This is a genomic window from Anabaena sp. EIM26, from assembly GCF_057568715.1.
The window spans coordinates 79,431-91,857 of sequence record NZ_JBWNLG010000003.1; the positions used below are offsets into that span (position 1 = coordinate 79,431).

Below are 12,427 nucleotides of genomic sequence, written 5' to 3' on the forward strand. Positions count from 1 at the left end.
TATAGACATTAAGTTCCATTGAGCTACTAAATTGAAATTCATAAGGCATTGGTAATAAATTCAGGAAAAAAAATGAGAAAATGGAGCTGAATTAAATAAAAATGCCTTCATAATATGAATAGCCAAAAAGAAGAGTTGGAAAGTAAAAACATAGATCATTTAGGAATAATAGCAGGAATAATAGATGAGATAGGAATAGTAGAAAAAATCAATGAGATATTGTCAATAGATAGTAGAGAAAAAGTAAACACAGGAGAAATAGTCAAAGCAATTATTCTCAATGGACTAGGATTTGTATCAAGACCATTATATTTATTCCCAGAATTTTTTAAAGATAAAGCCATAGAAAATTTAATAGGAGCAGGAATAAAAGCAGAAGACTTAAATGACGATAAAATAGGCAGAGTCATGGATAAGCTATATAAATATGGATTAACAAAATTATTTCTGATAATTGCCTTGGAAGTGGTAAAGAAATACGAAATTAGAACGAGATATTCCCATTTAGACTCAACCTCATTACATTTACATGGAGATTATAAAAATAGCCTGAATAATCTAGAGCAAGAACTAGGAATAAACCGAGAAAATCCGATTATAATCACACAAGGATATTCTCGTGACCATAGACCCGATTTAAAGCAATGTATATTAGATTTAATAGTAAGTAGTGATGGAGATATACCATTATTCTTCAGAGGAGCATCAGGAAACGAATCAGATAAAGCAGTATTCGCTCACATATTAGTAGAATATTCCAAGCAAATAGATTTTGAAAGTATCATGGTAGCTGACAGTGCATTATATAGCGAAAATAATTTAAAATTAATGTTGAACATGAAATGGATAAGTCGAGTACCGTTATCCATTAAGAAAGCCAAAAACTTAGTGAAAGCCTTTATAAGTAAAGAACTGAAAGCCAGTGAAATCAAAGGATATAGCTATCTTGAAGAAAAAGTATCTTATGCAGGAATAGAGCAAAGATGGTTATTGGTAGAAAGTGTCGAGAGAAAAAAAGCAGACTTAAATAAACTAGCCAAAAAAATCCAAGAAGAGTTCTTAAAGGCTAACAAACAAGTAGCTAAATTAGAACAGGAGGAATTTGCCGATAAATCTTTAGCTGAATTGAAAATCACAGAAATAACAGCCAAATTAAAATATCATCAAATGGTAAGGATTCAGGTCTAAATTTGAGGAATTAAAGAAGGGGCAGGCACAACAGGGTTAACCATTGCTTTAATAGCTTGGTCAAAAAACTCAATCACAGAAAGTCCTTGACGACGACAAGTTTGAATAACCGTCAACAAATTAGCAGTATCTTGAAACCGCTCCATAGAACGAGAACCGCCACTAACTTTTCGTTTTGTGACTGCTAAACGTAACGTTCGTTCAGCTAAATTATTATCAGGCGGTATGTCCGGGTGGTCTAAAAAATACCACCACTGATGAGCTTTGTTCCGCAAGGAGCGTAAAAGTTTACCGGCTTCCCCTCCAGCTTTATCAAACCATGAATGAATAGCAGATTCCACTTTTGGTTTAAACTCGGATGCCCAACTCAAGAATTCATCAAGGTTTTGGGTTTGTTGGAATAAAGCGTAGTTTTTAAAACCTTCATCTATCAGGTCGATGAATTTTGTCCCAATTTCTTGGTTATTTAAGCCAGGAATCTTGATTAGTTTCTTGAAGTGACGGCGTAAATGTGCTTGACATTTCTGTTGAGCAATGACCTTATAACCATTATAGGCACTAAAATCATCAGAACTGAGTACACCCTCATAGCTTGAACCCAGGATAGATTCTAATTCAGCACGAGAACGGGTATCAGCTGCATGAAATAGAGCGAAGTCAGTATTGGCAAAGATCCATAACCATTCTTTCACCCCTTTGACTACCCAGGGTGTTTCATCCGCATGGATATTGGGCTGGGTTTGTTTTATCCAATGTTTGAGGCTATCAATACTTTGAGCCACTGCACCATCTATTCGTTCATGCGTAGCTACTAATGTTCCCACCCCAATTTCTATTTGACCCAGTTCCCACAACAGTTCTTGTTGTTTTTGATATGGTAAATGCCCGTAATTATTTAGCCATCCTAAAAAAGCTTGCAGTCTGATTCCTATATCTTGCCCTGGTACTATCTCTGGAGACCAGTCTGCTGTTTGTTTTTCCCCACATTCACTGCAAATACAGCTATATCTTCGATATTCTACTATTTCAATTGGCCTCTCCACCAACTGTGCTACTTGTTGTGTTTCGATTTTTATTGGTTCACCAAACAATTCCCTCTGACCACAGCATCCACACGCTTGTGGTCGTAGGATCTCAAACCTATCTACTCTCCCGAACCCCTTTCTCGTTTTTCCCGGATGCCCTGGTTGTCCTCCTGGTTTCCGTTTTGGTGTCTCCCTCTGTTGTGCTTTCTCTTCTTGTTTGTTCTCGGTTTTTTTGAGGATGTCTCCTGACGGTGGTTTTGATGATATTGTGCTATCTAAATCTCTACTGACCTTGAGTTTCTTTATTTCCTGTTCTAGTTCTATAACTCTGGCTTTCAACTGCTCTATCGCTTTTGCCTGCCCAATAATTATCTCTACCAGTTGTTCTGTTGCCAACTGTCTCAATGTCTCACTGTCTAGTTTTGGGGGCAGGTCTTTTTCCATAATTGCTATCTTCTGCCTCCCATATCACACTTGTCAATACCCCACCACCTGAATCCTTACATCAAATGTCAGACTGGGAAATTACCGAGACGTTAAATAAAGGAAAAACAGTAGTCTATAAAGTGAGATGTAAATTAAGAGAAAATCAGGATTTAATTACACAACAACAAAACTCTTGTGGCAGATTTATTTTAGCAACCAATATTTTGGATACTCAAGAGTTAGAACCAGTAGAAATCCTCAAAATATACAAAGAACAACAATCCACAGAAAGAGGATTTAGATTTATCAAAGACCCGTTGTTTTTCGCTGATAGTCTGTTTGTGAAAAATCCCGAAAGAGTCGAGACAATGATGATGTTAATGGCACTATGTCTCTTAGTTTATAATTTAGGGCAAAGACAACTAAGAATGTCATTGAAGGCACAAAAAGCAACAGTTAAAAATCAACTGAATAAACCAACAGAATCTCCCACATTAAGGTGGGTATTTCAATGCTTTCAAGGTATTCATCTTCTAATGATACAAGGAGTTCAAGGAATTCTTAATTTAACGGATTCCCATTGTCATATCTTGCAATTCCTACCTACTGCTTGTCAAAAATATTATTTATTATCTTAGTTTTTTCTCTGGTTTTACGGTTTTATCGGTTAATTTTTTGATAATTGATTCACACATCAAATTAAATATTGTTGTTGCAATAGCTTTTTAAACCCAATAAAAGCTTAATTCCTTGCGTTCGTAATTTTATTTTTCATTGATACTTGATTCTAAAAATCATAAGTTTTAATTGACTCTTAATGTAGTTTACTTATGCTACTTTTTGAAGTGCGGAATGTGGGATAAAAGAAATTCTCACACCGGGACAAGTCATGAAAGCAATGATATTGAATGGATTAGGGTTTTTAAGCGCCCCATTATATCTATTTGAAGAATATTTTGTAGGAAAAGCAACAGAACATCTAATAGGAGAAGGAGTATTAGCAGAGCATCTAAATGATGACAAACTAGGAAGAGAACTAGACAAGTATCATCAAGTAGGAACAACAAAAATATTTACAGCAGTAGCGATAAAAGCAGCCCATAAATTCCAAGTAGAAATGAATAGTATTCATTTAGATGGGACTTCAATGAGTGTAGAAGGAGAATACAAAAAAGAGATCGAAGAAATAGATGAAACCAAGCAAGAAACAGGAGAGAATAAATTAGAAATAGAACCAGAGATGAAAGCAATAGAAATAGTTCATAGTTAAATTCAAGCAGAAAATGAGGTCAAGAAAATTTTTCTGTCGGGGGTTTTTCAAAAATATCAATTATCTGGGTCACATCTGCGGAATGTGGGATAGAAAGACTCTTAAAACTTTTGATGTGTTCTCACTCGTTGCTAATCGCTATCCCGAAGCAGCTTGTGTGTGGTTGGTGCAACTTGAAAATATTTCCAAAGCAAATATTTTAGAGATTTTTAATCGCATTAACCGCTCGCGCATCTCTCCCGACGCAAGTAATTTTGCTCAGTCCATTCTGGAAATCAACAAACACAGGCTACTTACCTTGAGGGAAACACTATCTTGAAGACAACGAAAACATTATTTCTAGCTTGGCAAGACCCTATTAGTCGCTTTTGGTTCCCCATTGGTCGGTTAACATTTGACCAAGGTATCTATCAATTTGTCTATACCCAAGGTGTAAAAGAGGCTGAAGAGAAATCTGCTTTTAAAGCTTTGTCGTCTTTTCCACGCTTAGATGAAATCTATACATCAACTCAGTTATTTCCAGTATTTGCTAATCGGTTAATGTCGCGATCGCGTCCCGATTATTCAAGTTTTATTGAATGGCTCAATATTACGAATGATGAAAATGACCCAATTACAATTTTAGCCCGCAGTGGTGGCGAACGAGAAACAGATACACTCGCCGTTTTTTCTTGTCCAGAAGTGGATGAACAAGGACAATACCATCTTTACTTTTTCTCGCATGGGTTGCGACATTTGCCAAGCAGTGCCATTGAGCGGATTAATCAGCTTGTATTTGGGGAAAAGTTATGGTTAGCTCACGAGTTCCAAAATTCCTACGATTCTCAGGCTTTAATTTTAAATACCAAAGACCATTATATTATTGGTTATTGTCCGCGATACTTGCTTGCAGAAGTTTTTGAGTTGCTTCGACAAAATTCTAACTTAGATGTGCGGGTAGAGCGTGTTAATAAAGCTTCAACTCCGTTGCAATTTCGCTTGTTGTGTAAGATGAGCGTTGATAATCCAGATGATTTTTGCCCCTTTTCAAGTTCTCAATATCAGCCTCTCATTGCAGAGATTGTGACTGCAATATAGGGTTTATATAGATTTGATAAATTCTCATTCAAAACAATTTTTCTTGACTTTCATTTTTATCTAGTTGCTTATATTCTTGCTCAGTTTGAGACTTGCGAAATGTGTGTAATCCTATTTTAAGAATATAGATACAAACTGGAACTGCTAGTGCCGCAGGAATATTACCCAGAGATGCTAAAGAAGCAACTCCAGCGGCTGACAAACCAGTAAATAATTCCTCCATTTCTTCGTCAGAGATAAAATTAAGTAATTTTTGAGCTGAAATTTCTAACAAATTTTTTCTAGAACTTTTGTTTACTTCTATTCCATTTATAATTGCTATACTTTCTGCTGCATCTTCTAAATTACCATCACATTCTTCAATTACATCAAGAGCCGCGAGAACTTCTGGTGTATCTGCTTTCTCACCAAAATCTTCAAACCCTTATAAAATATGGATTATGGGTTTTCACACTGCATCAAAAATCAACTCCGTGAAAAATGCCCGAAACCGTTTCTCTATAAGGGTTAGATAGATTGCGATCGCATTGTTTGTGAGAAATGCGGGTATAGCCCTATCCAAAAAGCACTATGTCTTCTTCTGGTTCTTTTGTTTTCACTCATCCGACAAATATAAGATTGTTGTCTTTGAGATTGAGTTTTTTGACCTTGTAACCATGCAGAAGTCCTTGCCAAAGCAATCAATAAAATTAAACGGACAAGTCTATCGGGAGAAGCTTGAGAACCTTCTAAATTATAACCTCCAGTTTTACAGTCTTTAAACATAGCTTCAATCCCAAAACGTTGACCATATATTTTGATAGTCGTGGAGATATCAGTGAGATTGGTTGATAAATACCAAGGTTCAATTTCAGGCTTACCACGATATTTTCGTTTCCAATAAACGGCTAAATTACAACTGCCAAAACCTTTCTCCTGTGTGAGATGAATATTTTCATAAAATCTCCGACCTCCAGGGTAACTTGGAATTGAACTTAAAGGTTGAAATGAGTGTCTTTTTTCTCGAAATGTCGTATCTTTTTTCTGTCTGAAGATATACTTCAACCCCTGATATTGTAACCATTTCCTTAATTCACCACCATGAAATTCTCTATCGCCAATGATGACTAATTGATAATTTTTCAATAACCGGATTACCGGACGTAATACTTTTTGTTGTTCTTGGAAGTTACTGCAACCTTCTTTATCTAGCAGACACCAATATATTGGTAACGCTCTTTTTTGATAAATGACACTTGCCATCAAAATATTATTGTTTTTCCATTGCGTTCTGTCTATAGCAATTACCAATTGGGAGAGCGGTTTAAATAATCTTGCTAAAATTGCTGTAATGATTGGAAACCATAGCAGTACTACACTCAATTGTTTAGAGTTCAAAAATCTTTGTATATGGCGACGACGGCTATTTTCTTGTATTGGTAACGGTAGATTAGCTGCTAATCTTTCTATTCTCACTTCTTTCTGTGTTTGAAGCACCCACACCAACATTTTCAGGGTGATTAACTGTCTATTATTCAGGTATTTTTCGAGGATTTATTGATAAAATGATGGTAACATTTGTTTATTTGGTCTTGTTATTTTGACGAGACCATTCTTTTTTACCATCAAACTGCACCTTCTAGATAGCTGCTTAATAACCTCACATCATTGTCAATAAGCACCAACTTTTTTTAGAGGGTTTATCACCTCAAACCCTTTCCATATAATGGTTTCACCTTGCTTGTCGCCCCCTCAAGTTCTCAACCACAGTTATGAATGAGAAGAGCTTATACTATCGCATATACGGCGATCGCTCTCCCTGATGTTTGGGTTATTCTTCAGGTAGTCGTGTAGAAAATAGCAACCTTGTGATAACAAAATATCTACATCCAGAGTCCATATTTTTACTGTTTGATCCTTACTAGCTGTTGCTAGTTTTTTCCCATCAGGACTGAAACTAACATTAAAGAAAAAGTCTTGTCCCAATAGCGTTTTGATTTCTCTACCATTACGACTCCAGAGCTTAATGGTTTTGTCTCGACTAGCGGTAGCAATTAGTTGACTGTTAGGACTAAAAGTTACACTATAAACATCATCATTATGTCCTCTAAGGGTTTGGAGCAGTGTACCATCAATATTCCAAAGTTTTACTGTATTGTCAGTACTTGCTGTAGCAATCAATTGGCCATCGGGACTGAAGCTTACACTGTTGACATGACCAGTATGGTCTTGAAGCTTCGCCAGAAGTTTACCATCTTTCGTATAAAGCTTTATGGTATTGTCATGCTCAGTAGCAGCTATCACAGTCCCATCAGGACTAAAACTCATATCAGATGAATATGCCATTACACTTATAGTGTCTACTCTATTTTCTAGAGAACCATCTTGAATAGTTTTCAAAAAAGTTCCATCTTTGCTCCATAGTTTTATACTTCCATCTCTACCAGAAGCAGCAATAATTTGACCATCTGGGCTAAAGTTGACTCCGTTCAGTGGGGGAACAAAATCAAACCGACGGAAGAAAGAAATTTCATCAAATGTTTTAAGGAGTTTGCCATCGCGACTCCAGAGTTTAACGGTTTTGTCAGAACTGGCTGAAGTGAGGAGTTGACCATCTGGGCTAAAAGCCACATCGTTAACCTGGTTACTATGTCCTTTAAGGGTAGTGATTAACTTGCCATCACGACTCCAGAGCTTAACAGTTTTATCAAAACTAGCTGAAGCTAGGAGTTGACCATCTGGGCTAAAACTTATACTGGTAACTAAATCTTGATGCCCTTGAAAACTTTTTAGTAGATTTCCATTAGGAGTCCAAATCTGAATGATATCTTTACCACCTACAGCAATAAGTTGAGAATCTGGGCTAAAACTTACACTTCTGTACGGAATAGCTCTGTCAAATTCCTGTCGGATTATAGGAATATCAACAGCAGGTTTTCCCTGATGAGAAACCTTTAAAATAACTTGTGAGCCTGAGTCGCCTCGAATAAAACTAGTACCTTCATCTGAACTCATTCCTACAGTTGACTTTCCATCAATTGCTAAAATCAGATCACCTTTTTTTACGCCTGCTCTTGAAGCAGGTGCATTTTTAAACATTTTTGTAACTACCAAACTTTTCGTTTTATTATCTTCCCCTAACCTAATACCCAAGCCTGAAATTTTTTCCTTTCCTCCAAATGAAGTTAATAATCTCCCTGACAAATTCCAAATTTTAATTCCATCTGGATTTACAGTAACAACTTTTTTCCCATCTGGACTAAAACTAACACCTAGAACAGGATCGCTATAGTCAGTTAGAGTTTTAAGAAGCGTACCGTTCTTGCTCCAAATTTTTACAGTTTTGTCAGAACTAGCTGAAGCGATTTTCTCACCATTTGGACTTAAACTCAAATCAAAGATTGAACCTTTATGTGTTTGCGATGACGCAACTGCAATGGAGCATTTCGATTGAGATGATGTTTTTTCAAGAGGATAAACAGAGATAATATTTATATTCTTGTCTGTCTGCTGTTGCTGTGAAATTGAATTGCACTCGATTAAAGGTTTATTTAAAGATAGGATTTGAATGAAACGTTCAATGTTTGCAGGTTTCAGAGTATAGGGATCAATAAATACCGTATTCGGAGTATCTGGAGCTAACCGCGATCCAGATGTAATTAGAGTTTTATCATCTTGACCAAAAGCTAAGTCATTAACTATAACATTACCTACGGCGAAGTAATTAAGAACTCTACCATCTTGGTTTCTTAGGGCTACTAGCCCTAAGCCATTTCCCGAGGCAATCAGAGTTCCATCTCGATTAAATTTCACACTATAGGACTCAGGTATCTTGTTATTAGATATAAATTGAGTGGGTTGAGATTCCAGAGTCTTGAGAAACTTTCCACTACGATTCCAAAGCCTTATTGTTTTGTCCATACTAGCCGCAAGAGTCTGACCATCTGGGCTAAACCTTACAGATCCTCCTATTCCTACTATCTCTGTAGGCTTTTGAGGAATTGATAGAACTTTGAGTGGTCTTCCCTCGGAACTCCAAAGTCTCACAATCTTATCAGTACCAAGCGATGCAATCATCTTTCTATCTGGACTAAATGTTACGCTAATAACTGAACTTGTATGTCCTTTGAGAGTTGTAAATCCTCGCTCGCCCAGATTCCAAAGTTTCACTGTTGTGTCAGCACTAGCAGAAGCTAATGTTTTCCCATCAGGACTGAAGCTGACCTGGCTAACAGTAAAACTGTGTCCTTTAAGGTTTCTAATCCAGATACCATTTCGACTCCAGAGATTGATTTCACCATCCCAACTAGCAGTAGCAATAGTTTTTCCATCTGGACTAAATTTTGCATCGCTCACAAAGTAGCCACCTTTAGCAGGAACTTCTCCATTACTTTTGCTAAAGCTTGGAGGGATAAAGGTTTTTATAAATTTTCCATCACGTTGCCACAGGGTTACTGCTCTTCCTACAGCGGCAACCATTATCTGGCTATCTGGGCTAAAACTGACACTATTAACACCATTGACGGATATATCAGGAATAGATTCGCTAAATGCTACTATCTTAATTAGCTTGCCATCACGACTCCAAAGTTTAACTGTTCGGTCTGTACTTGCCGTAGCAATTATCTGTCCATCCGGACTAAATTTTATATCGTTGATGGCACTTGTATGTGCACGTAACGTCTTTAGTCGAATACCACTTCGGCTCAAGAAAACTACTTTTCCGTCACTTTTCCCATGTATAATAGTTTGTCCATTTGGACTAAAGCTTACTTGGCTAAACAACGCATTTTGGGTCAGCCTATTCTGGATATCTTCATCAACAATGGTATTGATTAAAATTCCATCGTATGTCCAAAGTTTCACAACATCTCCCGTATGAGATGAAGCAATAAGTTGGCTATCTGGACTAAAGGCTACGCTATGGACAGACAGATTAGAATTTTCTAAATTTTTAACAAGTTTTCCTTCAGAGTTCCATAGTTTTATTGTTCCATCCTTACTTGCTGTTATAATTACCTTTCCATTGGGGCTAAAGTTGACGCTAGTTACGTGATCGCGATGTCCTTGCAAACGGTTTTGTTCTCTAACTTCAGTAATAGCTTTCAGAAGAGTTATTGCAACCTCATTTCGGATTTCAGAATTGGTTACAATTGCTCCAATAGGTTGCTTAAGCCGCCTTCCTGTTTTGATAGATTGCATTAGTGCATCCAGCTCCTTCCCTGAGTTCAAAAGTATTTCTGAAGATGTGATATCAGATCTTAACTGAAACTTTTCACTTTCTACCAAAGCCCAGCTAGTTACTCCTAATAAAGACACAATTACTCCAGTAATAGTACTAAGCAAACGAATTCGGTTATTTCGTCTATGTTTAAGACTTTTCTGGAAAAATTCCTGAGCCAGTAGCGACAAAGGAAAACTATTGCTGTATTGCTTGATATAATTATTCGCTGCTACTAATCTTGCACCTTGCAGTAAATAAGCAGATTCCCCACGCTTTTTATTATCTCGCCATGCCTTAGCAGCTTCCTGAATTGGTTGCTGTGTTACCATAGCTTCTCGGTTTTCTTTCAACCACAAACTAAACAAATCCCAATTTCGGATTAGAGCTTCGTGGGTAATGTTAACAACTGCAACTTTTTCTCCGTTAACTTCTTGCTCTGTTGTAACGACTAACTTAGCTGTTGCCAGATGCTTAACCACCTGGTCTACTAACTCTTGGGATTGTTGGGAAGTTACCAAGTCATGTTGACGAACTTGCTTACGAGTATCTTCAACCCCTTCTCCAAGGTAGGTTAGAGATAGAAATATTCGCTTGACTGCTAGTTTTTCTTCATCAGTTTTGAGGGAGTGATAAACCTGATTAGCGTGCTTTTCCAGTGCTTTCTTCACCCCACCCAAGCGGGTATATTCTGACAACACTAGTCGATTCAGGGTTTTGTGTTGCCATAGTTCCGTTAGCGTGTACTGTAACAAGGGCAAATCGCCAGAAGAACCTGCAACATCATCTACCATTTGAGCGACTAACTCACGCTCAACTTCCAGACCCACTTTTTCAGCAGGTTTAAGAATCACCTCCCTTAACTCCCCCTTACTCATTGGCATTACTGTTACTAAATTCTGCTCGATCTGTTGAACTAATCCTGCATATTCTTGTTCAGTACATTTGCCAAAAAAATCTGATCGCATCACCACCACCAGGCAGAGTTTATTGCCCAGGTTCTTAACCGCACTCATCAGGTATTCAAAAAACCTCTGCCGTTCATCCTCTTTATCTTTACTGCCCCGACACTCGGTAAACACTTCCTCAAACTGATCTACCACCAGCACCACGCGTTCAGCAGCTGCGGCCTTGATGATAGGCTCTAATTGATCAGCTTTTACCGCAATTACTTCCTCTAAGCTCTTGAGTGGATGTTCTCCTGGGGTAAACGCTGGATAGATTTTCCAGCGATCGCTACCGGGTATTTTTTCACCTAGCTTTAGCTGATGCAGTAGTCCGGCTCTAACAACTGAAGACTTCCCACTTCCTGATGCGCCCAACACAGCCAGGAAATTACTCTCCAGCACTTGCTCTAAGAGCTGGTTTGTCAGAACTGTACGACCATAAAAATATTGTGGATCTTCGTCGTTAAAGTCAAAGTAAGCTAATCCTTTGTAAGGACAAGTACTAGAACTAATTGACTGTTCGCCCGTCAGGATAATTTGACCGCCTGAATTCGTGCAAACCGGATGCTGAGGGGCATCTTTTAAAGCCTGTTTAACAAAATCAACTAGAGTATAGTTAGTTACCCATTTATCTGGTTGTAGTGTAGGGTCAAGTCCTTGCAGCAAAGCACCACTGAGAACCCCATGCTCTCCTTCTGCTTGTTGGTAAGCAACTTGGAAATCCCTTGAGGCAACAATAAAACATCTATTCCGTCCCTTCTCATACTCCCCTAAATCCGTTTTAGCAAAATTCAGCAATTCACCACTGTGACAGCAATCGAGCCAAACAATTTGTTGCCGTACTGGACTATTATGTAATATTTGGCGCAACCATTGAAGAGATAAACCCCACCTATCCCTACTAGGAAGAGTATCGCTTGTTGCCAAAAAACCCTCTGTGACTCCATCGCCACTTCTCCGCAGACCATGCCCTGCGAAAAACAGCACTGCTGTATCGGGTATATGAGGGCTTTGCGGGTGAAATAATTCAGTGATTGCCTGCTTCAATTCTTCTAATTTGACGAGATCCTGCGGATTAACTTGCAGCTTGTCAGCTTGATTAATTACAGGTAGTCTCTGTACCTGAAATTCTCCATATTGCTCTAGAAGTTGTCCTATTGCTTCTGCATCAGCAGCAGGTGTTTTCAGGTGTTTAGCTCTACTTTTAGGCGTATCCTTTAAAAATGGGTATTGGTTAATACCTACCACCAGTGCTTCTCTTTTCATAAAAAATATGTCTATATTAATACAATAA

General features: G+C 37.8%; 6 protein-coding genes and 3 pseudogenes. 5 read left to right on the top strand and 4 right to left on the bottom strand.

The features are described 5' to 3' along the window. Window positions 1–114 precede the first annotated feature (114 nt). Window positions 115–1,185, top strand: a pseudogene (locus AC012T_RS27450) (IS1634 family transposase); the annotation flags it as partial. Here the strand turns inward: AC012T_RS27450 and tnpC are convergent. Next, complete coding sequence (gene tnpC, locus AC012T_RS27455; RefSeq protein ID WP_487067421.1) at window positions 1,185–2,657, bottom strand: IS66 family transposase; 1,473 nt, start codon at window positions 2,655–2,657, stop codon at window positions 1,185–1,187. The pseudogene AC012T_RS27450 and the gene tnpC sit on opposite strands and share 1 nt — an antisense overlap. A gap of 59 nt (window positions 2,658–2,716) precedes the next feature. Here tnpC and AC012T_RS27460 point away from each other — a divergent pair. The 4 genes and pseudogenes from AC012T_RS27460 to AC012T_RS27475 form a co-directional block, all read left to right on the top strand. Further along, a pseudogene (locus tag AC012T_RS27460) lies at window positions 2,717–3,277 on the top strand (IS1634 family transposase); the annotation flags it as partial. A 224-nt stretch (window positions 3,278–3,501) separates the two neighbouring features. Next, window positions 3,502–3,807 (top strand): annotated as a pseudogene (locus AC012T_RS27465) (DUF4277 domain-containing protein); the annotation flags it as partial. A 184-nt stretch (window positions 3,808–3,991) separates the two neighbouring features. After that, window positions 3,992–4,228, top strand: a complete 237-nt coding sequence (locus AC012T_RS27470) for a hypothetical protein (RefSeq protein WP_487067423.1) — start codon at window positions 3,992–3,994, stop codon at window positions 4,226–4,228. Further along, window positions 4,225–4,986 (top strand): HIRAN domain-containing protein, encoded by a 762-nt coding sequence (locus tag AC012T_RS27475; RefSeq protein ID WP_487067425.1) that lies wholly within the window; start codon window positions 4,225–4,227, stop codon window positions 4,984–4,986. Before AC012T_RS27470 ends, AC012T_RS27475 begins: the two co-directional genes overlap by 4 nt. A gap of 28 nt (window positions 4,987–5,014) precedes the next feature. Here AC012T_RS27475 and AC012T_RS27480 read toward each other — a convergent pair whose 3' ends face one another. The 3 genes from AC012T_RS27480 to AC012T_RS27490 all read right to left on the bottom strand — a co-directional run bounded on the left by AC012T_RS27480 (window position 5,015) and on the right by AC012T_RS27490 (window position 12,399). Then, complete coding sequence (locus AC012T_RS27480; protein WP_487067427.1) at window positions 5,015–5,260, bottom strand: hypothetical protein; 246 nt, start codon at window positions 5,258–5,260, stop codon at window positions 5,015–5,017. 233 nt (window positions 5,261–5,493) lie between these two features. Next, a complete protein-coding gene (locus AC012T_RS27485; protein WP_487067429.1) occupies window positions 5,494–6,462 on the bottom strand; it encodes an IS4 family transposase in 969 nt (322 codons plus the stop codon). Window positions 6,463–6,735: 273 nt separating this feature from the next. Beyond that, entirely contained in the window at window positions 6,736–12,399 is a 5,664-nt protein-coding gene (locus tag AC012T_RS27490; RefSeq protein WP_487067431.1) for an nSTAND1 domain-containing NTPase, read from the bottom strand. Between the last annotated feature and the right edge of the window lie 28 nt (window positions 12,400–12,427).